This is a genomic window from Actinospica acidithermotolerans (assembly GCF_018139625.1).
Lineage (GTDB): Bacteria > Actinomycetota > Actinomycetes > Streptomycetales > Catenulisporaceae > Actinospica > Actinospica acidithermotolerans.
Window position 1 is genome coordinate 1 of record NZ_JAGSOH010000075.1, and the last position, 25,697, is coordinate 25,697.

The 25,697-nt window shown below is 71.6% G+C and carries 27 protein-coding genes; 13 read left to right on the plus strand and 14 right to left on the minus strand.

What is annotated here, in order from left to right; genetic code table 11:
• Positions 1–350: LysR family transcriptional regulator (locus tag KDK95_RS22520; RefSeq protein ID WP_212520239.1), on the minus strand; the 350-nt coding region annotated here is incomplete at its 3' end.
• Positions 351–422: 72 nt separating this feature from the next.
• Here KDK95_RS22520 and KDK95_RS22525 point away from each other — a divergent pair.
• The 6 genes from KDK95_RS22525 to KDK95_RS22550 all read left to right on the plus strand — a co-directional run bounded on the left by KDK95_RS22525 (position 423) and on the right by KDK95_RS22550 (position 8,196).
• On the plus strand, positions 423–1,343 hold the full coding sequence (locus KDK95_RS22525) for a dihydrodipicolinate synthase family protein (RefSeq protein ID WP_212520240.1): 921 nt from the start codon (positions 423–425) through the stop codon (positions 1,341–1,343).
• A 300-nt stretch (positions 1,344–1,643) separates the two neighbouring features.
• Complete coding sequence (locus KDK95_RS22530) at positions 1,644–2,747, plus strand: phytanoyl-CoA dioxygenase family protein (RefSeq protein ID WP_212520241.1); 1,104 nt, start codon at positions 1,644–1,646, stop codon at positions 2,745–2,747.
• Positions 2,744–4,087, plus strand: coding sequence for a DUF6271 family protein (locus KDK95_RS22535; protein WP_212520242.1), 1,344 nt, complete (start codon positions 2,744–2,746; stop codon positions 4,085–4,087). The genes KDK95_RS22530 and KDK95_RS22535 overlap by 4 nt, the downstream gene beginning before the upstream one ends.
• Complete coding sequence (locus KDK95_RS22540) at positions 4,078–5,799, plus strand: GNAT family N-acetyltransferase (RefSeq protein ID WP_212520243.1); 1,722 nt, start codon at positions 4,078–4,080, stop codon at positions 5,797–5,799. Before KDK95_RS22535 ends, KDK95_RS22540 begins: the two co-directional genes overlap by 10 nt.
• Positions 5,780–7,027: an MFS transporter gene (locus KDK95_RS22545; protein WP_212520244.1), complete on the plus strand. Its 1,248-nt coding sequence runs from the start codon at positions 5,780–5,782 to the stop codon at positions 7,025–7,027. The genes KDK95_RS22540 and KDK95_RS22545 overlap by 20 nt, the downstream gene beginning before the upstream one ends.
• 77 nt (positions 7,028–7,104) lie before the next feature.
• Positions 7,105–8,196, plus strand: a complete 1,092-nt coding sequence (locus tag KDK95_RS22550; RefSeq protein WP_212520245.1) for a baeRF2 domain-containing protein — start codon at positions 7,105–7,107, stop codon at positions 8,194–8,196.
• 117 nt (positions 8,197–8,313) lie between these two features.
• On the opposite strand, the gene KDK95_RS22555 is transcribed toward KDK95_RS22550, so the two are convergent.
• The 3 genes from KDK95_RS22555 to KDK95_RS22565 are packed head-to-tail and all read right to left on the minus strand — an operon-like array spanning position 8,314 to position 10,245.
• A complete protein-coding gene (locus tag KDK95_RS22555) occupies positions 8,314–8,523 on the minus strand; it encodes a hypothetical protein (RefSeq protein ID WP_212520246.1) in 210 nt (69 codons plus the stop codon).
• 55 nt (positions 8,524–8,578) lie between these two features.
• Positions 8,579–9,622 (minus strand): acyl-CoA dehydrogenase family protein, encoded by a 1,044-nt coding sequence (locus KDK95_RS22560; protein ID WP_212520247.1) that lies wholly within the window; start codon positions 9,620–9,622, stop codon positions 8,579–8,581.
• Positions 9,616–10,245 carry a DNA polymerase ligase N-terminal domain-containing protein gene (locus tag KDK95_RS22565; protein WP_212520248.1) on the minus strand — a complete coding sequence of 210 codons (630 nt, stop codon included), beginning with the start codon at positions 10,243–10,245 and terminating at the stop codon, positions 9,616–9,618. The genes KDK95_RS22560 and KDK95_RS22565 overlap by 7 nt, the downstream gene beginning before the upstream one ends.
• Positions 10,246–10,349: 104 nt before the next feature.
• Here KDK95_RS22565 and KDK95_RS22570 point away from each other — a divergent pair, with 104 nt between their 5' ends.
• Positions 10,350–11,873, plus strand: a complete 1,524-nt coding sequence (locus KDK95_RS22570; protein ID WP_212520249.1) for an MFS transporter — start codon at positions 10,350–10,352, stop codon at positions 11,871–11,873.
• 36 nt (positions 11,874–11,909) lie between these two features.
• A complete protein-coding gene (locus tag KDK95_RS22575) occupies positions 11,910–12,569 on the plus strand; it encodes a UdgX family uracil-DNA binding protein (RefSeq protein WP_212520250.1) in 660 nt (219 codons plus the stop codon).
• Between the two features lie 53 nt (positions 12,570–12,622).
• Here the strand turns inward: KDK95_RS22575 and KDK95_RS22580 are convergent, their stop codons facing one another.
• Both KDK95_RS22580 and KDK95_RS22585 read right to left on the minus strand, forming a co-directional pair.
• Positions 12,623–13,267, minus strand: coding sequence for an SAM-dependent methyltransferase (locus KDK95_RS22580; RefSeq protein WP_212520251.1), 645 nt, complete (start codon positions 13,265–13,267; stop codon positions 12,623–12,625).
• Positions 13,264–14,040 carry a PIG-L deacetylase family protein gene (locus KDK95_RS22585; protein WP_212520252.1) on the minus strand — a complete coding sequence of 259 codons (777 nt, stop codon included), beginning with the start codon at positions 14,038–14,040 and terminating at the stop codon, positions 13,264–13,266. Before KDK95_RS22585 ends, KDK95_RS22580 begins: the two co-directional genes overlap by 4 nt.
• A 149-nt stretch (positions 14,041–14,189) precedes the next feature.
• Here KDK95_RS22585 and KDK95_RS22590 point away from each other — a divergent pair, with 149 nt between their 5' ends.
• Positions 14,190–14,915, plus strand: a complete 726-nt coding sequence (locus tag KDK95_RS22590; RefSeq protein WP_212520253.1) for a glycosyltransferase family 2 protein — start codon at positions 14,190–14,192, stop codon at positions 14,913–14,915.
• A gap of 149 nt (positions 14,916–15,064) precedes the next feature.
• Here the strand turns inward: KDK95_RS22590 and KDK95_RS22595 are convergent, their stop codons facing one another.
• From KDK95_RS22595 to KDK95_RS22610, 4 genes are read right to left on the minus strand one after another with little or no spacing between them, the layout of a single operon-like run.
• On the minus strand, positions 15,065–16,033 hold the full coding sequence (locus KDK95_RS22595) for a TIGR03557 family F420-dependent LLM class oxidoreductase (RefSeq protein WP_212520254.1): 969 nt from the start codon (positions 16,031–16,033) through the stop codon (positions 15,065–15,067).
• Between the two features lie 16 nt (positions 16,034–16,049).
• Entirely contained in the window at positions 16,050–18,284 is a 2,235-nt protein-coding gene (locus KDK95_RS22600) for a catalase (protein ID WP_212520255.1), read from the minus strand.
• A 35-nt stretch (positions 18,285–18,319) separates the two neighbouring features.
• Positions 18,320–18,961, minus strand: a complete 642-nt coding sequence (locus KDK95_RS22605) for an NADPH-dependent F420 reductase (protein WP_212520256.1) — start codon at positions 18,959–18,961, stop codon at positions 18,320–18,322.
• A gap of 52 nt (positions 18,962–19,013) precedes the next feature.
• Positions 19,014–19,955, minus strand: a complete 942-nt coding sequence (locus KDK95_RS22610) for an NAD(P)-dependent oxidoreductase (RefSeq protein ID WP_282971567.1) — start codon at positions 19,953–19,955, stop codon at positions 19,014–19,016.
• Positions 19,956–20,052: 97 nt separating this feature from the next.
• Here KDK95_RS22610 and KDK95_RS22615 point away from each other — a divergent pair, with 97 nt between their 5' ends.
• The gene (locus KDK95_RS22615; protein WP_212520258.1) at positions 20,053–20,796 is read left to right on the plus strand and encodes an HAD family hydrolase; all 744 of its coding nucleotides are present in this window, start codon (positions 20,053–20,055) and stop codon (positions 20,794–20,796) included.
• 102 nt (positions 20,797–20,898) lie between these two features.
• Positions 20,899–21,480 (plus strand): hemerythrin domain-containing protein, encoded by a 582-nt coding sequence (locus KDK95_RS22620; RefSeq protein ID WP_212520259.1) that lies wholly within the window; start codon positions 20,899–20,901, stop codon positions 21,478–21,480.
• 101 nt (positions 21,481–21,581) lie between these two features.
• Here KDK95_RS22620 and KDK95_RS22625 read toward each other — a convergent pair whose 3' ends face one another.
• The 3 genes from KDK95_RS22625 to KDK95_RS22635 all read right to left on the minus strand — a co-directional run bounded on the left by KDK95_RS22625 (position 21,582) and on the right by KDK95_RS22635 (position 23,534).
• Positions 21,582–22,448: a SigB/SigF/SigG family RNA polymerase sigma factor gene (locus KDK95_RS22625; protein WP_307844570.1), complete on the minus strand. Its 867-nt coding sequence runs from the start codon at positions 22,446–22,448 to the stop codon at positions 21,582–21,584.
• A 112-nt stretch (positions 22,449–22,560) separates the two neighbouring features.
• Positions 22,561–22,944, minus strand: coding sequence for a hypothetical protein (locus KDK95_RS22630; RefSeq protein ID WP_212520260.1), 384 nt, complete (start codon positions 22,942–22,944; stop codon positions 22,561–22,563).
• A 119-nt stretch (positions 22,945–23,063) separates the two neighbouring features.
• On the minus strand, positions 23,064–23,534 hold the full coding sequence (locus tag KDK95_RS22635; RefSeq protein ID WP_212520261.1) for a hypothetical protein: 471 nt from the start codon (positions 23,532–23,534) through the stop codon (positions 23,064–23,066).
• A gap of 235 nt (positions 23,535–23,769) precedes the next feature.
• Here KDK95_RS22635 and KDK95_RS22640 point away from each other — a divergent pair, with 235 nt between their 5' ends.
• Positions 23,770–23,946 (plus strand): hydrophobic protein, encoded by a 177-nt coding sequence (locus tag KDK95_RS22640; protein ID WP_212520262.1) that lies wholly within the window; start codon positions 23,770–23,772, stop codon positions 23,944–23,946.
• A 110-nt stretch (positions 23,947–24,056) separates the two neighbouring features.
• Positions 24,057–24,428 carry a hypothetical protein gene (locus KDK95_RS22645; protein ID WP_212520263.1) on the plus strand — a complete coding sequence of 124 codons (372 nt, stop codon included), beginning with the start codon at positions 24,057–24,059 and terminating at the stop codon, positions 24,426–24,428.
• Between the two features lie 91 nt (positions 24,429–24,519).
• Here KDK95_RS22645 and KDK95_RS22650 read toward each other — a convergent pair whose 3' ends face one another.
• Positions 24,520–25,662: a glutathione-independent formaldehyde dehydrogenase gene (locus tag KDK95_RS22650; RefSeq protein WP_212520264.1), complete on the minus strand. Its 1,143-nt coding sequence runs from the start codon at positions 25,660–25,662 to the stop codon at positions 24,520–24,522.
• Positions 25,663–25,697 lie beyond the last annotated feature (35 nt).

A 25,697-nucleotide genomic window follows, 5' to 3' on the forward strand; every position in this document is an offset into this window, starting at 1 on the left:
GTCCGGGCCAGGGCGGCCAGGGCGGCGGGGATGAGGGCGCGGGCGGCGGTCGGGTAGCTTCCGATGCGGACCGGGCCGGCCGGCCCGGTGCGTGCGCGGGCCAGCTCGGCTTCGGCGCGGGCGAGGTGTTCGAGGACCGCTTCGGTGTGTTCGACGAGGTTCACCCCGGCGGGAGTGAGTGTGACGCGGCGTCCGGTGCGGGTCAGTAGCGGCACACCGGCCTCGCGTTCGAGGGTGGACAGCTGCTGCGATACCGCCGAAGGGGTGAACGCCAGCGCCTTGGCGACAGCGGCGATCGTGCCGCGGTGGGATAGTTCGCGAAGCAGCCGCAGGCGGTTCACATCGAGCATCAGCTCAGCTTACGCTCAGCGTCGGAAATGCGAGATAGACCTGATGCTCGACGGGCCGTCATCCTCAGAGCCATGAGGATGCACGGGATCTACGTACCGCTGGTCACGCCGTTCGAGCAGGACGGATCGGTCGCGGTGGCCGCGTTGGAGGAACTGGCGCGCGCGGTGCTGGCGGAGGGAGCGGCGGGACTGGTCGCGCTCGGCACGACCGGGGAACCGGCGCTGCTGACCGCGCCGGAGAAGAGCGACGTGCTGGCGGTGTGCGGCCGCGTGTGTCGGGAGCTTGGGGCGCCGCTGATCGTGGGGGCGGGAGGCGGCGCCACGGAGGCGAGTGCGCGCGAGCTTGAGGAGTTGGCGGGGCTCGCGGACGCGGCGCTGGTTCCGACTCCGCCGTTCGTGCGACCGTCGCCGGAAGGCGTGTTGGCGCACTTCACTCATCTGGCCGAACGCAGTCCGGTACCGCTGATCGTGTACGACGTCCCGTATCGCACGGCGTGCGCGCTCGATGCGCAGACCCTGCACGCCGTCGGCCGGCTGCCTGCCGTCATCGGCGCGAAGCTCGCGCGCGGGGCGGTGGATCAGGACGCGGTCGAACTCCTCAACGACCCGCCGCCCGGATTCGCCGTGCTGGCCGGCGACGACGTGTTCCTCGGCCCCCTGCTCAGCTTGGGAGCCGCCGGCGGCATCCTGGCTTCCGCGCATCTGGCCATGGCACGTTTCGTCGAGTTCTTCCAAGCCTGGGAGAACGGGGATCTGGCGCGGGCGCGAGTGCTCGGCCGCGCTTTGACGCGCGTGTCTGGGGCCGCTTTCGCCGAGCCGAATCCGGCGGTGGTCAAGGCGGTGCTGGCCGCGCAGGGACGTATCCCGTCGGCATCGGTCCGGCTTCCGCTGATGGCCGCGAGCGAGGTCGCCCTCGGGAACGCGCTCGCCGCGTTGAGCGCGCCCGTTCTCGCGGCGGACGCGGCGCCGCCGTACGCCGCCGCGGCCAGCTGAGGATCGTCCGAAACCCGCCTGGGACCGCGGGGCCGGCGTGGCGGTTTCCGGCCTGTGGGGCCGGAGGGGTTGACACGGCCATGTGGTCTAGTCCACTTTGGAGGTGCGGCCGATGACGTATGAGGGCACGAATGCACTCGCGTCGACGGCCGGCCGTCGACGGTGCCGGCCGGCCGTTCCCGGCTGCCCGAACATTCATATCCTGATAGCAATTCCGGGGCCTCCCACCTGGGACGCCGTCGCGAGGCGTCACTCGGCCCCCTTTCCAATCCCGCGGCAAACCACCGCGAGAAAGGGATCATGCCCGAAAACGCTCCGCACCTGTACCGCGCCTCCGGCGATCTGCCCTACTTCAGCAGGGATGGAGATACATACCTTGCCGAGTTCCCACTGCGTGATCTGCGCAAGAGGCTGCCGCTGCGCGTGCTGTCCGAAACCGACTTCGAGTCCTGGCAGGAGCGCGGCTACGCCGTGGTGCGCTCGGCGATCGCGCCCGAGGCGGCGGCCGCGCTGCACGAGTTCGCCTGGGAGTTCCAGGGCCTGGACCCGCACGATCCCGAGACCTGGTACCGGGATCGGCCCTACCGCAGCGACATCGACCGCGAGCTGCACATCTACGGCTTCGTCGAGGCCTACCACCACCAGCTGCTCTGGGACAGCCGGCAGACGCAGCGGGTGTACGACGCGTTCGTCGACGTCTGGGACTGCGAGGAGCTGTGGGTCACCCTGGACCGGCTCAACCTGAACCCGCCGAACGTGCGCAACCGCGACCGCAAGCTGATCGCGCCCACCGAGACCGGATTCGACATCGAGCTGCACTGGGACGTCGACTCGACCCGCAGCGTGCCGCAGCAGCGTGTGCAGGGGATCATCGCGCTCACCGACACGGAGGCGGAGGTCGGCGGGTTCCAGTGCTCGCCCGAGCTCTTCCGCCGGTTCGACCGCTGGAAGGCGGAGCAGCCCGCGGACCGCGACCCGGTGCGTCCGGCGGTCTCCTGGGACGAGTTCCCGGTGGTGCGTCCGGAGCTGAAGGCGGGCGACCTGCTGATCTGGAACGGGCTGCTGGCCCACGGCGTCGCCGGCAACCGGTCGGAGAAGGGCGTGCGCGCGGTCCAGTACCTCTCGATGATGCCCGCGCTCGAGTCCCACCTCGAGCTCAAGCGCTCGCGCATCGAATCCTGGCGCACGCTGAGCACGCCAACGTGGAACGGCACGCTGCTCGGCGACGTGCACCGGCCCGAGTCCCTGCGCTACGGCCCGGCGAAGCTGACCGAGCTCGGCGAGAAGCTGCTCGGGTCACGCTCGTGGCACGGCGCCGCGGAACAGGGCACGGAGCTCGGCGCCGCAGAGCACGGCGCCGCGGAGCGGGGCACGGAGCTCGGCGGACGGGAGGGCGCGGCGTGAGGCGGATCTGCCTGGCCCTGCCGACGAACCGGGCCTGTCCGGAGGCGATCGCAGGCCTCTACGACGAGGCCGCGTACGCCGCGCGCGAGTTCGGCGTGGAGGTCCACATGGTCGTCCTCGACTCCTCCGCTCCCCCGGTCCGGGCGCGGCACCGCGCCACCGTCGACGGCCTGCCGCCGACGCCGAACGTCGTCGTCAGCCTGCTCGACGAGGACGCGCAGCGGGCGTTCCTGACCGAGGCCATCGCGATATCAGGGCTCGCCGACGGTGACCGGCTGCTGGACCTCATGCTCCCACGGGGCGTTTCGTACGGCGCGGTCACGAACCGGATCTTCCTGATCGCGGCGGCTCTCGGCTGCGAGTCCGTGCACCGGCGGGACTCCGACAGCCGCTACCAGAGTCTCGGCGGCGAGCCGATGTTCCCGATCCACCACGAGGCCGGTGCACTCGGCCGGGTCGCGGGCGACCTCGCCGACTCCGTGAGCGAGAGCACGCTCGACCGCGATCAGGCTGGTAGGACGGTCGCGATCGCCGGGGCGTCGTTCGTCGGCGAGCTCTCCGTGGACATCAGCGAGATCGAACAGCTCGACCCCGAGGTCTACCGCGAGGTCGTGAGTCTGTGGGCGCCGTCGGACTGGACCGAGGAGCAGAAGCGCGAGCTGGTGGATGAGTCGTTCCGGGGCGCCGGGACCGAGCCGTTCGTCAGCGACCACGCCACGCTCGGCCTGGTCGACCCGATGCGGATCGACATGTGCAACATCGCGTTCCACCGCGGCGCGTATGAGCGCGTGCCGGTGCTTCCCGCGCTCGACACCATCGGCAGCGACTACTTCCTCATGCACGCCGTCCACTCAGCCGGGCTCCCGGGCGTGCTGCACAACCGGCACATCGTCAACTACTACACGCCGGAGCGCCGGACCGACGAGGGATTCGCCGCATACCAGCTGCGCTTCGCAAAGTTCTTTCTCTCCATGCTCTATCTCAACGACATCTATGAGCGCATGGACGAAGCCGGGTCGTCGCTCCTGGACGAGGGCGGCCGACTGCGGTCGGAGACGATCGCCGCGATGGCCCGTGACAGCACCCTGCTGGACACGTCCGAGAACCGGTGGCGGCTCGATGTGATCGGCCGCGGCTACCGCAAGCTCGGCGGTCGGTACGCGCGGTTTACGGAAACGTTGACGGAGCGCGGTGACGGGCTGCTCGAGCAGGCGCGCACCGATATCGAGGAGTTCGCGATGCTCGTCGAGGCCTGGCAGCCGCTGGTGGAGGCGAGCCGCAAGGCCGCCGGCGCGCTCCGCGTGCAGCACGGTGATCGGGGAAGCACGTCATGGAACTGAGTCACGGATTGCGCGCGGCGCTGGCGGCGGCGGACTCGGATCGGCTCGTCTTCGATCTCAGCGGCATCGAGGACCGGCACGACGAGCTCGTGCGGCAACTGCCCGGCGTGGCCGTCCGCTTCGCCGTCAAAGCGTGCCCGGCCGACGAGGTGATCGCCGCTCTCGCCGCACGCGGCGCGGGCTGCGACGCGGCGAGCCCGAACGAGATCGCCCAGGCCCTGCGCGCGGGCGTGCCGGTCGAGCGCATCCACTACGGCAACACCAGCAAATCAGACGTCAACATCGCCGAGGCTTTCCGGCTCGGCGTGCGCGACTTCGCCACGGACAGCCTCCAGGACATGGCCGCGATCGCCGAGCACGCACCCGGCTCACGGGTCTTCTGCCGGCTCGCGACATCCGGCGAGGGAGCGCTCTGGGGCCTGACCGGTAAGTTCGGCTGCTCGCCGTCCGACGCCATGGCCGTGATGGCGGCGGCTCGCGAGCTCGGCCTGACGCCCGCTGGCCTGTCCGTGCACGTCGGCTCGCAGCAGATGCGCCCCGAGGCCTGGCGCACGGCGTTCGACGACCTGGCCCAGGTCATCGAAGGGCTCAAGGAACAGCGCATCCGCGTGAGCTACGTCAACCTCGGCGGCGGACTGCCCGCACTCGGCTATCTGGACCGGCGCGGCGTGCCGCTGGATCCGCCGCTCGACAAGATCTTCGCCACGATCCGCGACGGCATGCAGCACCTGTCCGGTCTTGCGTCGGGCACGCTCGACTTCATCGCCGAGCCCGGCCGCTACCTCGTTGCGGACCTCGGCGCGATCCGGGCGCACGTGCAGCGTCTGTCGTCCCGCGAACTCGTCGACGGCGGCGAGCGGGAGAACTGGCTCTACCTCAGCGTCGGCAAGTACAACGGCCTCTACGAGATGGACGAGTTGCAGTACCGCCTCGTCTTCCCGCGCCACGAGTCCGATGCTGCGGCGGCCGGAGAGCGGCTCCCGGCCGTGGTCGCCGGGCCGACCTGCGACAGCGACGACGCGTACGCGCACGAAGACAACCTCGTGCCGGTACCCGCGTCGCTCGAATCGGGCGAGCCGGTGTGGATCCTGTCCTGCGGGGCGTATGCGACGAGCTACACGACGCGGGGCTTCAACGGAATCGATCCGCTGCCCGTGCACTGGGTCCGCGGCCCGCGCGTGCGCCCGATCGCGGAGGCGGACTGGGACGCCATCGCAGCACTCGAACACGACACGTACGCCGCATGCGGCCTGTCCGAGGACCGCGAGACGCTGGAGTCGCGTGCCCGGATCTCCCCGGCGACGTGCTTCGTCGTGGAGGTCGAGGGCCGGGTCGCCGGATACGTGCTGTCCCTGCCGTATCCACCGGGAAGCCACCCCGACCTGAGCGTTCGCGAACGCGGCATGGCCGAGCACACTGTCGGCGATCCGGCGGCGGAGCACGCCAACCTGCACCTGCACGACCTGGTCGTCGCGGCGGACCAGCGCGGCCGGGGCTACGCGAAGCTGCTCCTGCGCCATCTCGAATCGGCGGCCTGTGCCGCTATGTACGAACGCATATCCCTCGTCTCGGTCGAGGGCAGCGAGAGCTTCTGGGCGGCGGCGGGCTTCCACGCCGAACCCGCCGCACACCCGCCGGCCGGCTACGGCGATCGCGCGGTCTACATGTCGAAATCTGTGGAGGTCGATCGCCTTGCTCCGTATCCGAGATGAGTTCCGCCGCGGGCAGGTTGCGGTCGGTTCCCTGTTCCTGCTCCTCGGCTTCCAGTACGCCACCTGGGTCTCGCGGCTTCCCGCGATCAAGGCGCGGCTCGGCCTCTCGGACGCCGAGGTGGGCCTGCTGCTGATGGTGTGCGGCGTGGGCGCGGCCGCGTCGTTCCCGCTGGTGGCAGCGCTGATGAAATGGCTCGGCTCGCGCGGGCTGTGCGTGGCGTCGGCGGCGCTGCTCGGCCTGCTGCCGCTCGCGCTCGGCGTGGCGCCGGACTACGCGGTGGCGCTGATCATCGTGTGCTGCGACGGCGTCGGCGTGGCCTGCCTCGATGTGGCGATGAACGCACAGGGCACGGAGCTCGAAGAGCGCTTCGACCGCAAGGCCATGGGCAAGCTGCACGCCACGTTCAGCGCCGGGTCGCTATGCGGCGCGCTGCTCGCCTCCGCCGTGAACGCGGCCACGTCCGACGTCAGCGTGCACTTCGGCGTCGCCGCGATTCTGATCCTCGCGCTGCTCGCCTACGCCCAGCGCGACCTGCTCACGCCGCTCCCGCAGGCCGAGCCCATGCCGGAGGCTGCGGCGCCCGAGGTCGCCGAGAACGCGCCGTCGAGCCCGAAGAAGCGCGCCTTCGGCATTCCGCTGCCGACCCGGCTGACTCTCTGGCTGGGCCTGGCCATGGCCTTCGGGACGATCGTCGAGGGTGCGATGAACGACTGGTCGGCGCTGTACCTCAAGAACGTCGCCAAGGCCGCGGCCGGCCTCACTCCCATGGGCATCGCAGTGTTCTCCATAGCGATGGTGCTCGCTCGCGTGTTCTCCGACTCCTGGCGCAAGCGCTGGGGCGACGGCCCGGTAGTCGTGCTCGGCAGCGCCTTCGCAGGGCTCGGTCTCGCGACCGGAGTGCTGGTCGGCGGCGTGTTCCCGGCGCTGCTTGGGTTCGCGTGCGTGGGCCTCGGGATCGCCGCGGTCACGCCGTGCGTGTACGTCGCGGCGGCGGGAGCCGGCACCGACGCACTGGCGCTGGTGGCCGCGATGGGCACCGTCGGCCTGCTCGCCGGTCCTGGCCTGATCGGCCTGATCGCGAGCGGCGCCGGTCTCGCGTGGGGCATGGGAGCCGTGGCCCTGGCCGCAGCCGCCGTCGCAGCCTGCACCACGCGCATCGCCTGGACCCCGCGCCCCACGGCGGTGCCGACGTCACCCGTACTCGCCGTCGTCGACATCGAGTCATAACCGGCGGTGGGGCTTCGCGTACGACGGGCGATTTCGGGTAACCGCGTCGAACCCGACCACGCGAGAGGAGCCGAAGAATGGACGCGAAGCCCTTCAAGCCGCTCTACGACGGGGACGGCCCGTTCACCTCCGTCTACCTGCCCACTCCCGGGAACGAGGCCGACGCCGCGCACCGGATCGAGCTGACCTGGCGGGAGTTGCGCGAGGATCTCGCCGGGCAGGGCGCGCCCGAGGCGGACCTGCGGGCGATCGACGACGCGGTCGGACAGCCGCTCGCGTCGTCGTCGGCCGCGCAGCCGGCGGGACACGGCTCGCCGCCCGGACTGGCGGTCTTCGCCTCGCAGGGCACCGTCGTGCTCGATCGCGAGCTGTCCGCGCACCCCGTCGCGCCGCGTGCCGCCTTCGGGGACCTGCCGGACGCCGTCACGCTGCTGGCCCAGCTGCCGGATCTGGGCAACTACCTGGTCGTACACACCGACCGGGAGGGCGCCCAGATCGAGCTGCACGCGCGCGGCCGCCGCGAGCCCGAGCAGACCGAGCAGGTCAAGGGGCGTACGTACCCGGTCTCGAAGAACAGCTCGGGCGACTGGCGGCAGGACCGCCGACAGCGGACGGTGCAGAACACATGGCGCGCCAACGCCCGCGACATCGCGTGGCGCGTCGGCGAGATCGCGGCCCGGCACGACGTGGACCTGGTCGCGGTCGACGGCGATGTACGTGCCCGCACATTGTTGCGCGACGAGCTCGGCGCCTCCTGGCAGGACCGCGTCGTGGACGCCGCCGACGGTGCCGAACGCATCGCCGCGGAGTTCGAGTGCGCCTGGCGAGCCGATGTGGTCGACCACTTCGCCCGAGGCCTGGCGAACGGCACTGCCGTCGACGGACTGGCCGCGACCGTCGACGCGCTGCGCACCGGCGAGGTCGCCACGCTTTTGCTGCGTCACGACGCGCCCGACGCCGGCGCCCCGGTGTGGTGGGGCTCCGAGCCGGGCCAACTGACGCTGCAACCGCGCGAACTGGAAGACCTGCGCGCGAACCTGATCAAGCGCGGCCGCGCGGCGGACGTGCTCATTCGTGCGCTGGTTCAGATGGACGGCGAACTTCTGCTGTGCTCCGGCGCCGAACCCGGCCCGAACGGCGTCGCCGGAGCGATCCTCCGCCGCGGCTGAGCGGCCTGCGCATCCGGCCGCGCCGTCGGCGGATCAGCTGATCAGCGTCAGTACTCAGTGCCCAGTGCTCAGTGCTCAGTACTCAGTACTCAGTGCCCGGTGCCCGGTGCCCAGTGCTCAGTAGATCAGCGTGCGCTCATAGACGTAGACAGCCATCGTCGGGTACTCGTCGTCGAGATCCGCAGTCGGGCGATACACGTGCCGCACCTGGCCGGCGTACCGGACGACGGGTACCGCCGACGTCACGTGCACGCGCTCGCCGTCGAACGGGCCGCCGCGGAGAACGGCGTTCGGTGCTCCAGCGTCGTGGGACTGCTCAGCATCCATGACCCGAGCTCAACACGCTGCGGCGGCCCGCGCAACCAGAGGCGACCTTCGCGCATTATTTCGCCACGTGCTCCCACTCAAGGTCCGCGAGGCTGCGGCCGAGCGTCGCGTAGTCGCGCTCGGCGTGGTGCTGGCGGAGGTACAGCGTCAGGTCGGCCACGAGGCGCGCGTGACGTTCGTCGTGGGCCAGCGGACTCGCGCCCAGCGCACGTCCTACGCGGTCGATCACCTCGGCACACGTGCGCTCGGTCGCGGCACGGACCTGCTTGGACCGCACCGCCGCGCCGCCGGCGACGTCGTCCGGATCCGCGTCGATCTCGATAGCCGCGACATCCAGCAGGGCACCGACCGCGCGGAGGCTGGAGGTGACGGCGCCGAGGTGGGCGAGAGCGTGCGGTCCGACGTCGTAACTGCGGGCGGCGGTGTGCAGGGTACGCGCGACCGCCCTCGCACCGCCGTACCAGCATGCTGCAACACCGATTCCGCCGTGCTGGAACCCTGGTCGCTCCAGGTAGGCGCCGGGAGCGCCGACGGGAGTCGCCGGCACGTCGTCGAAGTCGATGTCGAGGGTGTCGGAGGCGGCCATCGCGTCCGCGGGCCAGCTGTCCGGCAGCGGGAGCAGACCGGGGTCCGAGCACTCGACGGCGAACAGTCGACGCTCGGTGCCGGAACGCGCGGTGACCAGTGCCCGGGTGCACGTCCGCGCCCCGGAGCAGTACGCCTTGCGGCCCTTCAGCCTCCATCGGCTCTCGCTGGTGCGCATCGCGGCGAGCCCGCTGCCGGGCGGCTCGGCCGCCCAGACTCCCCAGAGCTCGGGGGGAGCGGCCACGGCGTTGGCGGCGCGCGGCACGTCATCGGTGTGCGGCCTGTCGGGGTATGGCCGGACGCCGAGTTCGTGCAGGATCGCGAGCGCGTCGGCATGCCCCTCGGCGAGGCGCGCCAGGGTCAGGTCCTCCTCGGCCACGGCGGTCAGCCGGGCCCAGCGGGCGCGCGTGCGGCCGGCACCGGGCGGCGGCAGCTCCAGCGTGCCGCGCGACACGAGCGTCGCGAACCGATCGGCGATCGCGAGCGTGCGGGGCGGTGTATCCGTGTTCAGCAATTGTCGCTCTCCTCATCAGCGATCTGCCGCAGCGTGCGACCGCTGCGCGCCGAGCGCAGCCGTCGGGGGTCGAGCGTCTTGTCGGCGCCGGCGTGCCGGTCGGATTTCTTCACCAGCAGCCACGCTTCACGGCCGTTGTCGTCCGCGCGCATCCGGGTGAGCGCGAACGCGCCGTGCAGCTTGTGGCCGTCCAGCCAGAACGACGCGTGGCCCTTCTCCAGCGCCTCGCTCAACGGCACTTCGCGGCCGGACTTCTTGCTGAGGTTGCGGTAGGTGCCCTCGTCCCAGACCATGACCGTTCCGCCGCCGTACTCGCCTTTCGGAATGACGCCCTCGAACGACCGGTAGTCCATCGGGTGATCCTCCGTCGGGCTGGCGAGCCGCTTCGTCTGCGGGTCGCTCGACGGCCCCTTCGGCACGGCCCAGGACTTGAGCACGCCGTCGGCCTCGAGCCGGAAGTCGAAGTGCATCGTGCTCGCGTCGTGCAGTTGGACGACGAACACGGGCTCCCCGCCGTCCGCGGCGCCATCGCGCCCCGGTGGCTCCGGCGACCGCTTCGGATCGCGGCGCCGCCGGTATTCGGCGAGCCGATCGGCCTGGTCCTGATCCTTGTGCGTTGTCACGCGTGCCAGGTGACCGGCCCGCGGGCGGCGAAACCCGTCCCGGTCCATTCGCCGCATAGCCGGGAGCGCGCATAGTCGGGACATCGTCGGGTAGCCGCGCGACCATGCTCACCACCGCCGAAGCCTCCCAGTCTGAGAAGCTGGACCGCCGGCCGGCCCTGTTCGTGTGCCTGGTCGGCGGATTCATGACGCTGCTCGACGTCAGCATCGTCAACGTCGCGCTGCCCTCGATCCGCTCAGGGCTCAACGCGTCCGCCGACGATCTGCAGTGGGTGCTGTCGGGTTACGCCCTGGCGTTCGGGCTGGTGCTGGTCCCGGCGGGCCGCCTCGGCGACGCACACGGCCGACGGCTGATGTTCATGGTGGGACTCGCCTCGTTCACGCTGACCAGCGCCCTGGCCGGCGTGGCGACGGGAGCGCTGTGGCTGATCGCGGCGCGGTTCGCGCAGGGCCTGGCGAGCGGAACGCTCAGCCCGCAGGTCGCGGGCCTGATCCAGCAGCTGTACCGGGGAGCCGCGCGGGGACGTGCGTTCGGCCTGCTCGGAGCCGCCATCGGGATCTCGACCGCGGTCGGCCCGCTGCTCGGCGGGCTGCTGATCGCGGCGGGGGGCACGGCGGACGGCTGGCGCTGGGTCTTCTACGTGAACGTACCGATCGGGCTGATCGCGCTGCCGGCCGCGTGGCGGCTGCTGCCCAGCCAGAGCGAGCGCGACGAGGACGAGGTGCGCGACGCGCCGAAGGGGCTCGACGCGGTGGGTATCGCGCTGCTCGGCAGCGCGGTCGTGCTGCTGCTGGTGCCGCTCGTCGAGGCGCAGCAGTGGTCCGGTTGGTTCAAGTGGCTGCTGATTCCTGTCGCGTTCCTGCTGTTCGCGGCCTTCACGGCCTGGGAGCGCCGGCAGCAGGAGCCGGCTGTGAACCTCAGGCTGTTCAGCCGCCGCTCCTTCTCCCTGGGCACCGCGCTCGCCCTCGCCTACTTCGCCGGCTTCACGGCGCTGTTCTTCATCTTCACGCTGTACCTGCAGAACGGATTGGGCCGCAGCGCCCTGATCGCCGGCCTCGCGATCACACCGTTCGCCGTCGGATCGGCCGGCGCGGCGGCCGTGGGCGGCCGGCTCGTCGAGCGCGCCGGACGCCCCCTCGTCGCGATAGGACTGGTAGCCGTGGTCGTGGGCCTCGGCGGAACGCTCATCGCGGCGCGCGCGGTCGCCGGTCCCGACGTCGGCTGGGCCACGGCGGCGCCGCTGCTGCTCGCCGGCATCGGCAGCGGGCTGGTGATCGCGCCCAACCAGACCATCACCCTCTCCGAGGTCCCCGTCCGCGAGGCCAGCACCGCCGCGGGCGTGCTGCAGACATCGCAGCGCATCGGCTCCGCCATCGGCGTCGCGGCCGTCGGCGTCGTCTTCTTCGCCGCCCTCCCCGGAGGCGGGGCCTCCGCCGGGTCGAGCGGGTCAGGAAGCCGCCAGCCCGGCACGGGCGCCGCGCAGACCTGGTCGACGGCCTTCGAACGCGGCCTGACCGTCATCATCGTGCTGGTCGGCGTCGCGCTGCTGATCGCGCTCGCCGACGTGATCGCGGAACGCCGCGAGCACCCGCACCGATCCGAGAGCGATCGGCCGAACGGGCGGTGATCGTTTGACCGGGTGCTTAGCGGGTAGCCGGGCACGATGTCGAACGAAGCTTCCCGGGCACGTCATCCCGGCGCCGAGCGCTTCATCCCGGACACCGACGACCTGGCCGAGATGGCCGAGGCCGCGCGGGAGTGCCGCGGATGCGACCTCTATCGCGGCGCCACGCAGACCGTGTTCGGCAATGGCGCGGAACGTGCGCGGGTGCTGATGCTCGGCGAGCAGCCGGGCGACCAGGAGGATCGGCAGGGCGAACCGTTCGTCGGGCCGGCGGGGGCGATTCTGCGGCGCGCGCTCGTCGACGCGGGCGTGGCGGAGCGGAGCGTCTATCTGACGAACGCCGTCAAGCACTTCCGCTGGCGCCGCGACGAATCCCGCGGAAAGCGGCGCATTCACCAGCGCCCGGACGCCGGGCAGGTGGCGGCGTGCCGGCCGTGGTGGCTGGCCGAGGTGCGGGCGGTGCGGCCGGAGATCCTGGTCGCGCTCGGGGCGACGGCCGGGCAAGCGCTGTTCGGTTCGTCGTTCCGCGTCGGTTCGACGCGGGGAGCGATGCTCGAGTGGCAGGAGCCGGGGGGCCGGACGATCCCGGTCCTGGCGACGATCCATCCCTCGGCCGTGCTGAGGGCGACGGATCGGGAGGTCGCGTACGCCGGGTTCGTCGGTGACATGCGGAAGCTCGCCAAGCTGCTGAAGCAATGAGCGCTGAAGCAATGACCGCTGAAGCAGCGACCGGCAGCGACCGATTACGCCAGTTACACCAGGCCTTCCAGGGCCGCGACCGATAGGGCGGCGCCGTTGGTCCCGGCGTCGGTCGAGGTCTCGTGGCGGCCCATGACGTCGAGGAGGAAGTCGTCCTCTTCGTGCCGGGCCAAGGGCGTCAGGCCGGGCTGCGCGCGCACGTCCGCGTGCACGGTCTCCGCGTCAGCGGCGTGCTCGGGCACGTGGTGACGCCAGTGCACTGCTACGACGTGGCCGCCCTCGGCCAGCGAGCGGACGGCCTCGGACAGCAGCCAGGCCCGGTCCTCCGCATCGAAGTAGTAGAGCAGTTCGGAGAACACGATCAGGTCGAATTCGCCGTCGGGCCATTGCTCGGGGACGACGCCGTGCACGGCCTCGGCGCCGTCGAACGAGGCCAGGCGCTTCGCGGCGACCGCCACGGCTTCCGGCCGGCGGTCCCAGGACAGGAGCCGGTCGCAGCGCTCGGCCAGCAGGGCGCTCAGCACGCCGACCGAGCAGCCGGGCTCGAAGGCGCGGCGGTAGCGGCGGACGGGGAGCGAGGCCATCGTCAGGGCGTATTTGCGCTGTTCGTACCAGCGCTCGGCCAAGTGCCAAGGGTCCGCTCGGCCGCGGTACATCTCGGCGAAGTAGGTCCCGGGAACGCTCGGCCGGTTCATCATCGCAGGACCACCTCTCCGCGGCGGCGGAAATGTTCGAGGTCGGATTCGGACAGCACCGCGGCGTCCTCGGGCGCCGGGCTCAGCGGGAGGATCTGGCTGCGGTGGCACGCGACGGCCTCCTGCTTCTCGACCCACGCCCAGGCCGGGATCTCGACGCGCACGGCGCGGTGCCACGGCACGCGCGCGTCGCCGGGCGCGGCCCAGTGCCACATCCACACGGGGTACTGCCACACCGTCCCGTCGCCCGATCCTTCGCGCGCGGCCAGCGCCGCGCGGCCGACCGCCTCGTGGTCGGGGTGCACGTCGCCGGTCCACGGCGCGACGCAGAGTTCGAAGCCGCTGACCAGTTCCCGTATCCGTGCCGTGAGAGTCCCGTCGTCCAGGTTGAGGCCGCCGTCCGGCAGTCCCAGCCGTACGACCTCCGCGTCGGCGGCGCCGAGGACGGCGAGCGAGTTCGCGTCCTCGGTGCGGCGCAGTTCGGCAAGGCGCTCCCGGGAGATCGCGGTGCTCATCGGGTGCGAGGCCTCTCCGTCGGTCGCGATCACGATTCGAAGCCTGGCACCGCGCTCGGCCAGCACTGCGATGCTTCCGCCGAAGCCGAGGATCTCGTCGTCGGGATGAGCGGCGAGAACCACGGCCGACGTCACGCCGTCGAGCGATTGCGCCGGCAGCTTGCGCAGCCCGCCCCAATGCTGCCAGAGGCGCTCGGGGGTGCCGGGACGCTGGATCGGATCGGCGCTCCGCTCGGGTGCCCGGGTCGGGTTCGCAGTCATGTCCCACCTCTTTTCAGGCGCCTGGTTTACCCGGTTCACCGCCGCTAAACGGTCGCGGGCGCGGGGCGATGACACAGTCGCCTGGCGGTTTGGAGCACGTGATCGCGGCAACCCACCAGACACGACTGGTACCGAGAGGACGCGAGACGATGGTCGATCGCTCACAGCGGACGTTTCGGCCCGAGCTCGGCGCCGTCGCCGTGATCGTGCCGGCGCACGACGAGCAGCGGCTGCTCGAGGGCTGTCTCAACGCCCTCGCCGCCGCAGCCTGGCATGCGCGGCGCGGCGGATTGCGCGTGTCCACACTCGTGGTCGCCGACGCCTGCACCGACGCGACCCGCGCCACTGCACGCGCGCATGGCGCCGTCAGCATCACCACGACCGTGAAGAACGTCGGTGCCGCCCGGGCAGCCGGCACCGAACGTGCGCTGGAGATGCTTGCGCGCGATGGATACCTGCCCCCGAATGTCTACCTGCTGCACACCGATGCCGACAGCGTCGTCCCGCCCGACTGGATCATCCGGCACCTGCGTCTCGCCGTTGACCACGACGCGGTACTCGGGCCTGTGGAGGTCAGCGATTGGGCCCCGCGCGGGCTCACCTGCGCGCGGCGGTTCGAGGAGGCCTCCGCCGCCGAGCCGGACGGCCATCGCGTGCACGGCGCCAATCTCGGCGTCCGCGCGGACGCCTATCTGCGCGTCGGCGGGTTCAGCGCGCTCCCGGTCGCCGAGGACCGCGCCCTCGTCGCGGCCCTGCGCGCCGCGGGGGAATCCGTCGTCTTCCGCCGTGATCTGGTCGTGAGCACGTCGGCCCGGGTCAGCCGGCGCGTGCGCGGCGGCTTCTCCGACTACCTCACCCGGCTCGCCGCCGGTTAGCGTCAGCCGGCGAGCAGCCCGACCACGGATTCGTACTCGGCCTCCTCGGCCTCGACGAGCAGCGACCCGGAACGGCCCGGCCGACCGCGCGAAGTCCTCCGCGCGGTCGGGGACCTCAACCGGTCGCGAACCTCAGTCGGTCACGGACCTCAGTCGGTCGGGGACTCGACCGCGGGCAGGATCTCCTTGGCGTAGAAGTCGAAGAAACCCCTCTGCTCCGGGCCGATCTGGTTGACGAACACCTCGTCGTATCCGGCGCCGAAATAGCCCGAAAGCCGCCCGAGGTGCTCGTCCACGTCGTCGCCGCAGACGAAGTGGTCGGCCACGGCCTGCTCGGTCACCAGCGCGGCGGCCTGCTCGAAGTGCGCCGGCTGCGGCAGCACCTGGGCCAGCTCGCCGGGCAGGAGCTCGGTGTTCCACAGCCGGTAGGCGGTCTTCTCGGCCTGCGCGCGGTCGCGGCTCCAGCAGACCTTGAACCCGCCCTGCGCCGGCTTTCCCGCGCCGCCGCTCTCCCGGAAGGCGCCGACCAGGCCGGCGTCCGGGAACACCGACACGTATCCGTCGCCGATCCGCCCGGCCAGCCGCGCCGAGCGGGGGCCGAACCCGGAGACGTAGATCTCCGGCGGCTGCTCGGGCAGCGTGTAGATGCGCGCGCCCTCGACCGTGTAGTGGCTGCCGTGGTGGGTGACGACCTCCCCGGTCCACAGCTTCCTGATGACCTCGACGGCCTCTTCGAGCATCTCGATCCGCTTGCCGGTCGAGGCGGGCCAGCCGTCGCCGAGGATGTGCTCGTTGAGCGCCTCGCCCGAGCCGACGCCGAGGGTGAACCGCCCTCCGGTCTGCACCGCCGCGCTCGCCGCCGCCTGGGCGATGATCGCCGGGTGCAGCCGGACGGTCGGGCAGGTCACGGCCGTGGTGATCGGCAGGTCCACGGCCTGGGAGATCGCCCCGATGGTGCCCCAGACGAACCCGCTCTCGCCCTGCTCCTCGTTCCAGGGATGGAAGTGGTCGGAGATCCACAGGGCGTGGAACCCCGCGTCCTCGGCCATCTTCGCCTGCTCGACCAGTTCCGGCGGGCTGAACTCCTCGCTGGAGAGGAAGTATCCGACGCGTGCCACGCTGTCCTCCTCGTTCTCAGACCGTCTTCGCCGGCAGGGTGCGATCCCAGGCGCGGTGCCGGCCCACGGCGGCGCCGAACGCCGCGGTGAACTCCGACAGTGCCGCGTCCTCGGCCGCGCTGCCGTCCGCGACCAGCACGCCCTCCTCGGCGGGCGTCCCGGCTCCGTGGCCGACCGCCGCGTCGCGCTGCTCGCCGTTCAGGCGCGCGGCGGCGAGCACGTCTCGGCCGCTGCCCCAGACGCCGATCGCCTTGCCGTGCCGGTAGGCCTGCCGCAGGAACTCGGCCACGTCCGGGCGGGCCCGCAGCACGTCCGTGCTCCGCCGGCCGTCCGCGACGAGCACCGCGTCGAAGATCACTGATTTGGCCGTCAGCAGGCTGTGCGCGGCGGTCAGCGGCTTCGCGGGCCCGGCCGAGTCCTCGCTGCTCACCTCGCCGGCGTGCGGCGCGACGATCTCGACGTCGGCGCCGAGCTCGGCGAGCTCTCGTCGGACGTGCTCGAACGAGGCGCCCGAGAGTCCGTCCGCGGCGAGCACCGCGATCTTCCGCGCGCACAGCGAGCCGTCTCCCGGGCGGTGCCGCTGGCTCAGCGCCCGCGACGCCGTGAGCGGGCCGACGGGCTCGGCCTCCGGCGGCTTGAGGCCGATCCACGAGCCGACGCGCTCGGCGAGGCCGGTGTCGACGCGGGCGATGTGCTCGAGCACACCCTCGCGGATCTCGACGCGGCCGACCTTCCCGAGCTCGAAGCCGAACGCGGCGGCGATGTGCTCCTGCTCGACCTCGGACATGCTCCGCCAGAACAGCGCGGCCTGCGTGTAGTGGTCGGAGAACGAACCGGCCCGGCGACGCAGCTTCGTCCCCTCGACGTTCACCGGCGCCGAGTCGTAGCCGACCGACGGATCGGCCTGCGCGGGCCGGCCGCCGCCGACCGTGTTGCGCTCGTAGCTGGATTCGCCCTGGTGCACGCGCATCTGGTGGTAGCCGTCGCGCTGGTTGTTATGCACGTCCGCGACCGGGCGGTTCACCGGGATCTGCGCGAAGTTCGGGCCGCCGAGCCGGATCAGCTGCGTGTCCAGGTAGGAGAACAGGCGCGCCTGCAGCAGCGGGTCCTCGCTCACGTCGATGCCGGGCACCAGGTTGCCGAGGTGGAAGGCCGCCTGCTCGGTCTCGGCGAAGAAGTTCTCCGGGTTGCGGTCGAGCACCATGCGCCCGACGATCCGCAGCGGCACCCGCTCCTCCGGGACCAGCTTCGTCGGGTCCAGCAGGTCCACGTCGAGCGCGCGCGCCTCGTCCTCGGAGATCAGCTGCAGCCCGAGCTCCCACTCCGGGAAGTGCCCGGCCTCGATCGAGTCCCACAGGTCGCGCCGGTTGAAGTCGGGGTCGGCGCCGGCGACCTGCTGCGCCTCGTCCCAGGCCAGGCTGTGCACGCCGAGCCGCGGGAGCCAGTGGAACTTCACGAACGTCGCCCGACCCTGCGCGTCGACGAGGCGGAACGTGTGCACGCCGAAGCCCTGCATCATCCGGAAGCTGCGCGGGACCGCGCGGTCGGACATCAGCCACATCATCATGTGCATCGTCTCGGGCTGCTGCCACACGAAGTCCCAGAGCGTGTCGTGCGCGGAGGAGGCCTGCGGGATCTCGTTGTGCGGCTCGGGCTTGACCGCGTGCACGAAGTCGGGGAACTTCATCCCGTCCTGGATGAAGAACACCGGCATGTTGTTGCCGACGAGGTCGAAGTTGCCCTCGTCGGTGTAGAACTTCACCGCGAAGCCGCGCACGTCGCGCACGGTGTCCGCCGAGCCGCGCGAGCCGCCGACGGTCGAGAAGCGGACGAACACCGGCGTGCGCACGCCGGTCTTGGTGAAGAGCGAGGCGCGGGTGTACTCGGCGAGCGAGTCGTAGAGCTCGAAGTAGCCGTACGCGCCGGCGCCGCGCGCGTGCACGACCCGCTCGGGGATCCGCTCGTGGTCGAAGTGGGTGAGCTTCTCGCGCAGCTGGAAGTCCTCCATCAGCGTCGGACCGCGCTCCCCCGCCTTGAGCGAGTCGTCGTCGTGCGCGACCGGCACGCCCTGGTCGGTGGTCAGCGTGGCGCCCTCGGCGCCCACCCGGAACCCGTCGAGCTGGCGCTGCTTGTCGTCCTCGCGTGCCGTCCCGTCCCGCTGGTCGGCGTGCACGTGGGCCGGCGCGCGGTGCGGCCCGGTGTCCGTCTTCCGCTGGCCGGTGGTCTCGTGCTGTTCGGTGGTCTCGGTCATGCGTGAATTCCCTCCTGGTCGAGCTCTGGCGGCCCTCACGGATGCTTAGGGGCGCTTTCGAGCTGCTCGCGTAGCTGCTGCGCGTTCAGGTCGACGGTGTAGACGGCGGTGCCGGGCTGGTGGCGCCGCCCTCCCTCGGCCAGCGTCCCGACGTCGACCGGCTCGAAGCCGATCTGGTCGATCAGCGCGCCGACCACGGTCTTGGCCTCGGCGTCGTCGCCCGAGACGGGGATCGCGCGGCGTCCCTGCGCTCCGTCGCGCCGGGCCTGCTCGCGCAGGTCGTCGAATCTGATCGCGTTGAACGCCTTGACCACCCGGGAGCCGGGAAGGACCTCCTGGAGCAGTTCGCTCGAGGTCGTGGCGTCCCGGTCGAGGTCGGCGCGATGCCCGTCGCGGTCCGGATAGTAGTTGCAGGTGTCGATGACGATCTGGCCGTCGAACGCCCCGGACGGCAGGTCCGTGTAGCGGCCGAACGGGATGGCGACGACGGTCACCTCGCCGAACTCCGCCGCCTCGCGGGCGGTCACGGCGTGCACGTGGCCGCCGAGTTCCGCTTCGAGTTCGCGCAGTGTCTCCGGGCCGCGCGAGTTGGCGATCGCGACTTCGTGGCCTGCCGTCGCGAAGTGCGCCGCCAGGGTACCGCCGATCTTCCCGCTGCCGATGATTCCGATGTGCATCGATGTTCCCCGCTTCGTTTTCGTGTGCTGCTACAACGCGGGCGGGCACCGCTCACGTGAAAGCCCGCACGACCGCGGCCATGTCCTCGTTCGCCGCGTCACCGCCGCGTACGGCCGACTCGAAGCAGGCGTGCAGCGCCCGCATCAGCGAGCCGTCGGATCCGGCCGAGGTCGCGGCGTCGCCGATCAGCGCGCTGTCCTTGATGGCTCCGCCGAGGCTGAACGACGGCGCGAAGTCGTGGCGGATCATCGCCTCGCCCTTCATCTGCGCGTAGGCGCAGTCGAGCGGGCCGCCGGAGATGGCCTCCAGGAACATCCGGGGATCGATGCCGAAGCGCTCGGCCAGGCCCACGCTCTGCGCGGTGGCGCCGGTCACGGACAGGACCCAGGCGTTGGCGACCAGCTTGAGCCGGTGCCCGCTGCCGGGCTTCTCGCCGACCCAGACGGTGCGCGAGCCGATCGCGTCGAAAACCGGCGCGACCCGTTCGCGTGCCGAGGAGGGGCCGCCGGCCAGCACGGTCAGCTCGCCCTTCTCGGCCGGCGCGCGGGTGCCGAGGACCGGCGAGTCCACGTAGGCGACCCCGTGCTCCCCGGCCAGCTCGGCCAGCCGCTCGGCGGCGTCGAGACCGACGGTCGCGCACTGCGCCCAGACCGCCCGGTCCGGCATGTCGTCCAGCACCTGCCGCATCACGGCTTCGACGGAATCGGCGTCGAAGAGCATGGTCACGACCACGTCCGCGCCGGCCACCGCGGACCGCGGCTCGTCGGCGACGGCGATCCCCTCCTCCCGCAGCGGCAGCGCCTTCTCCTTCGTGCGGTTCCACACGGTCGTCTCCAGCCCGGCGCGTGCCAGGCTCCGGGCCATTCCCGCTCCCATCAGGCCGGTGCCGAGCACCGCTACCGCCGTCATCGCGACCTCGTCTCCTCGTGCGCGTTCGCGCGTGATCTTCCCGGACGTTCCGGCGCGGTGCCCCGAAAACGCCGAGAAATTCATCTCAACCCGGATGGATTGCCGAGATTCGGACACAGGGATCCGGACGTGCGCGGTGACCTGGGCGTGCGCGGACTCTGCGAAGCGAGGGCGTGGGAACATGGAGCACGGGTCGGGCAATGACGGCCGCGGTCAGGCGGCCGTGCTTTTCGACGTCGACGGAACCCTGGTGGACAGCGCCTATATCCATGCGCTCACCTGGTGGGAAGCGTTCCGGCAGTACGGGTACACGGTGTCGACGGCGCTCGCGCACCGGTCGGTGGGGATGGGCGGCGAGGAGCTGCTCGACCACGTCCTCGGCGAGGACCGGGACGCGGATGAGAGCGCCGCGATCTCGGCGGCGCACAAGGCGCTGGCCGCGCGGTTCTGGCCGAGCCTGGCGGCGTTCTCCGGCGCCGGTGACCTGGTCCGGACGTGCGCGGCGCGCGGCTGGTCGACGGTGCTCGCCACGTCGGCGTCGGCGCGCGAGGCGAAGGTGCTGCGCAGGGTCCTGGAGGTGGACGACGTGCTGACGGCGATGACCGACGCGGACGACGTGGAACGCGCGAAGCCGGCGCCGGACCTGGTGAGCGTCGCGCTCGCGAAGGCGGGCGCCGACGCCGAGCGCTCGATCATGGTCGGGGACGCGGTCTGGGACGTACTGGCGGCGGAGCGCGCCGGCGTCCGCTGCATCGGCGTGCTGAGCGGCGGATTCAGCAGGCAGGAGCTGCTCGACGCCGGCGCCCTGGAGGTGCACGAGGATCCCGCCGCGCTGCTCGCGGCACTCGATCGGAGCGTGCTCGGCTCACCCGATCGGCTGCTCAACGGCTGGAGCTACCCGGCGGACACCGGTTCGGTCCGCTGATTTCGGACGGTTTGTTCGCTCGGTCGCGGGTACCCGGCGCGGGTTCCACGCACGCGAAAGCGATCGACGGCGAGCAGCCGTGACCGGGAAGGACGAGATTCCATGAGCTTGATGGGCGAGGCGGACAACGAGCGGGCGCGCGCGGAGCGGCTCCCGGAGGGCAGCGTCATCGCCGTCCTGCTGGCGCAGCACGCCAGGATCCGTGAGCAGTTCGCGGCGGTGCAGGTGGCGCCGCCGGCGCAGCGGCAGGAGCCGTTCGACCGGCTGCGCGAGATGCTGGCGGTGCACGAGGCGGCCGAGGAGATCGTGGTGCGGCCCGTCTCCCGCAAGGACGCCGGCGCGCAGATCGCCGCGGCACGCAACGACGAGGAGAAGCAGGCCGCCAAGGTGCTGGCCGAGATGGAGGGCATGGACTCGTCCAGCGACGAGTTCGCGGCGCGGCTGAACGCGCTGGCCGCGGCGGTCTCCGAACACGCCGAGCACGAGGAGACCGAGGAGTTTCCAGCCCTGCAGAACGCGCACACCGATCAGGAGCTCGCGGCCCTGGGCGAGAAGCTGCTGAAGGCGGAGCGCACGGCCCCGACGCATCCGCACCCGTCCACGGCCGGCTCGCCGATGGCGCAGCGCGTGGCCGGGCCGTTCGCGGCGATGCTGGACCGGGCCCGCGACTCGTACCGGAGCTGACGGGCCGGAACGGCGAAGGCCGAGAGAACGCGGGCTGCCGGCGGACGGAGGGTTCCGTCCGTCGGCAGCCCGCTCTCACGCCGGCCGCGCCGCACCGCGGATCACGTCTCGAAGCCGGCTCGCAGCCCGCTGAGGATCTTCGTGATAAGGCGGGAGACCTGCATCTGGGAGACTCCCAGCTTCTCGCCGATCTCGGACTGCGTCATGCCGTGGAAGTAGCGCATCAGCAGAATGCGCCGGTCCCGCTCGCCCAATTCCCGCACCAGGCCGCGCAGCACCTCGCGGTCCACGGCCAGCTCGTAGCCGGGGTCGTCCTCGCCGATCATCTCCCCGAGGCTGGCGCCGTTCTCGGCGCCGTCGTGGCTCATCGGCTGGTCGAGCGACGCGGTGCTGTACGCCGAGGACGCGTCCATCGCCTCCACCAGCTCGTCGATCCCGACCCCGAGCCTTTCGGCCAGTTCGCGGACCGTCGGCGCGCGGCCGAGTTCGGCGGTCATCACGTCAGTGGTCTTGTGCAGCGCGCCGGTCAGCTCCTGCATCCGGCGCGGCACGTGCACCGACCAGGTCGAGTCGCGGAAGTACCGCTTGATCTCGCCGAGGATCATCGGGGTCGCGTAGCCGAGGAACGCGGTGCCGTGCTCGGGGTCGAAGTTGTCCACGGCCTTGACCAGCCCCATAAAGGCGACCTGCTCGAAGTCCTCGCTGGTCGAGCCGTGGCTGCCGTAGCGGCGCGCGATGTGCCTGGCGTACGGCATGTGGTCCTCGATCACCGCCGCGCGGATCCGCTCCCGCTCCGGATCGCCCGCCGGCAGAGCGGCCAGGCGCCGCAGCTGGCGCATGGTCTCCGCGCGCTGCGCCGAGCGTTCGGCGGCGTACGGGCGCGCGCGAGGGGTGTTGGGCGCGGGAGGAGCGGGCGCGCGATGAGCATGGGTGACGGTCGGAACGTCGTACACGGCAGCGGTCGTCACGACTCAGCCCTCCGAGCGTGGCATCAAGCCTCCGCGGATCTCGCGGCGGTGCTGCCTGTTAACCGCTCCGGCGCACTTTAAACGGGTCGACCGGTTCCGCGCCCCTTACGGGTCAGTTCGGCAGCGGCATCACCAGGGTGAGGATGCCGATGCCGTCGACCACGTCGGCGCGCACCTGGCCGACCGCCGCGCGCAGGACCTCCCAGCCGATCTCGTACTGCGCCGGCCACATCGGCGGCGCCTCGCTGCGCACGACGACCTCCAGTCGATCGGGGTAGCGGTCGTAGCACAGCCGCAGTTTCGCCCCGGTCACCTCGGCCGGCTCGATCCGCCGCCCGGGCGCCGCGACCAGGAACGACGTGCACGCCTCGTCGACGGCGAGCCTGAGGTCGGCGACCTCGGGCAGCGGCAGGTCGAGCAGCGTGGCCACCTGCATCGCGGACGTTCGGGCGAGCGCCAGGTAGTCCTTGTCCGCGAGTACGATCAGCTCGGCCATCCGCACGAACTCCTCGCGGCGCGCCACCACCCACCTCCGACCTCTCCACCGTTCGACGCCACTCCGGCTTTCCAGCGCCGGTGGACCGCAAACCTCCGACCGGGCACGAACCCGCCGCCTCAGTCGCCGGCCTCGTCCCCCGGCTCGTCCGCGACCTCGTCCGCACCGTCGTACGCGGCCGTCCACGCGGTACGCAGCCGCCGCAGCTCGAGCTCGCAGCGCCGGGCCCGCTCCAGCCCGGCCCGGCAGACCGCGGCGAGTTCGGCGTCGACCGCCGCGACCAGGGCGTCGGCGTGCGCGAGACCGCTCGCCGACTCCGCTTCGACCGCGGCGAACCGGGTGTGCGCGCGGGCGAGATCGCGCGGTCGGCCGGCCACCTGCGCCTCGCGCAGCGACTCTCGCGCCATCCGCTCGGCCACCCGCACGGCCATCGCCAGCCGCAGCCCCTTCCGGCGCATGTCGTCGAGCTCCGCGATCCAGGCGCGCGCGACGACTTCTTCGGCCTCGTCCACGGCGAGGCGCTCGGCCACCTCGTGCAAGGCGAGCTGGTACGCCCGAACCGCCGACGCTTCGCTCCCGGTCTCCGACATCCCAGCCGTCCTCTCGATCTCTGCGCGCACGGTTCAGGCCGCGCACGAGTGCCCCGAAACCGGCTGAGGCAAACCGTTGAGTAGCAAGGGAACCCATGCCGCATCCCGTCCGGGAGCCACCCCGTTTGAACCGGCGGGAGCGGGCAACCCGTGGAGCAGGGTTCGAACTGATCTTCGTCCCCGCCATTGCGGCCGTCCGCCTCCTGCGGGCGGCCCGAGGAAGAAGGGTTTCCAGATGGGTGTCATCCTGCTCGTTCTGCTGCTGGCGCTGATCCTCGGCGGCCTCGGATTCGCCGCGCACGTGCTGTGGTGGATCGCGCTGGTCGTCTTCGTGGCCTGGCTGATCGGCTTCGGCATCAGCCGCGGAGAGGGCGCCGGCGCCGGCCGCCGCCGCTGGTACGGCCGGTGGTGACGCCTCACCGAGCCGGTAGCGACCGCCCGGCCGGTCCCGACTTCCCGTCGGGACCGGCCGGGCGGTTCCTCATCGTGCATGCCGCATCGAACCGCGGGTAGCCGGGGTCCATGACTGGACACACGCGACACACCACGGGGCCGCTGCGCAACAAGGCTCAGGAAGAGCGAGCCGTGGAGGGCAGCGAGATCAAGAAGATCGCCGACACCCCTTCCCTCGCCGATCAGGAGACCTGGGACGCGCCGTTGGGCCACAGCGGCACGCGCCGCGCGTGGGCCCTGTCCCTGTCCATGCTGGCGGCGTTCATCCTCGGCGCGATCGGCCTGACCGTCGGACCGCGCGTGCTGCTGTGGATCGGCGTCGCCGCGTTCGTGCTGCTGGGCGCGTTCAGCCTCGCGACCCGGACGTGGACGGACTACGTGGGCGCGAAGAGGGAGAAGCAGGAGGAGGAGGCCGAGGAGAATCGCGGCGCCGCGCCGTGATCAGGCAGGGCTCTGAGCTGTTGGGTACACGCTGAGCTGCCCGGTTCACTCAGGGACCGGGCAGCTCGGCGATGCACGAACGCGAGGGCCGCTAGGCGGCCGCGGGGTGGAGCAGCACCTTCGTCCAGCCGTCGATCCGCTTGTCGAACTGGTCGTAGGCGCGGGCGGCCTCCTCCAAGGGCAGCTCATGGGAGACGATCGCGCCGGGGCGGGCCCGGCCGGCGACGATCAGGTCCCGCAGATGCCGGTTGTAGCGCTTGACCGGGCACTGGCCGTGGCCCATGGCGATGTTCTTGTCGAACACGCTGCCGTAGTCGAAGCCGATGCGGCCCTTCTTGGCGCCCTCCGTCGCCGCGCCCGGGTCCTCGGGGTTGTACACCCCGACCACGCCGATCCGGCCGGTCGAGCGCACGGCCTCGACCAGCTTGTCCAGCACCATCTCCGGGTGCTCGTGGCCGGCGGCGTCGTGCGCCTGGTATCCGACCGCCTCGATGCCGCAGTCCGCGCCGAGGCCGCCGGTCGCCTCCAGGATCGCCTCGGTCGGGTCGGTCTGCGCGAAGTTGATCGGGCTGGCCTCGAACTTCTCGGCGAGGGCGAGCCGGTCGGCCTCCTTGTCCACGACGAACACCTGGGCGGCGCCGCGCAGCATCGCGCTGTGCGCGGCCATCAGTCCCACGGGTCCGGCGCCGTAGACCGCGACGGTGTCGCCCGGCCTCACTCCGGCGAGTTCGGTGCCGTGGTAACCGGTGGGGAAGATGTCGGAGAGCATGGTGAAGTCGTTCTCGTACTCCGTGCCCGGCGGCAGCTTGAGCAGGTTGAATTCGGCCCACGGCACGCGCAGGTACTCCGCCTGGCCGCCGCGGTACGGGCCCATCATCGGGTAGCCGTAGCCGGCGGTCGGCTTGCCGGAGGGGTTCGCCCGCAGGCAGGCGTTGGTCCAGCCGGCGTCGCAGTTGCGGCAGGTGCCGCAGGCGATGTTGAACGGCACCGACACCCGGTCGCCGACCTTGACGCGCTCGACGGCGGCGCCGACCTCGACGACCACGCCCATGTTCTCGTGGCCGAGCACCATCCCCGCGTCCAGCGGCGCGCGCCCCTCGTACGGGTGAAGGTCGGAGCCGCAGATATTGGCGGTCGTGACCTTGATGACGGCGTCGGACGGCTTCTCGATCCGCGGGTCCTCGACCTCCTCGGTCGCGATCTCGAACGGACCGCGGTACACCACAGCCTTCATAACCTGCCTCTTCTCTCTGTCAGGTGACGTAACTC